1 pseudogene is annotated in these 216 nt (G+C 69.0%); it reads left to right on the top strand.

The features are described 5' to 3' along the window. Positions 1-216, top strand: a pseudogene (locus NBZ83_RS32755) (toll/interleukin-1 receptor domain-containing protein); the annotation flags it as partial.

Genomic DNA, 216 nt, shown 5'->3' with positions numbered 1-216 from the left:
CTGGGACCGCACCGCGCGAATCTGGGACGCCACCACCGGACACCACCAGCTCACCCTCACCGGCCACACCAACCCGGTGACCAGCGGCACGTGGAGCCCCGACAACACCCGCATCCTCACCACCAGCAACGACGACACCGCGCGAATCTGGGACGCCACCACCGGACACCACCAGCTCACCCTCACCGGCCACACCAACACGGTGACCAGCGGCAC

Source organism: Frankia gtarii, from assembly GCF_025403375.1.
Lineage (GTDB): Bacteria > Actinomycetota > Actinomycetes > Frankiales > Frankiaceae > Frankia > Frankia gtarii.
The sequence above is the reverse complement of the archived record's forward strand: the minus strand, read 5'-3'. Positions and strand labels throughout refer to the sequence as shown.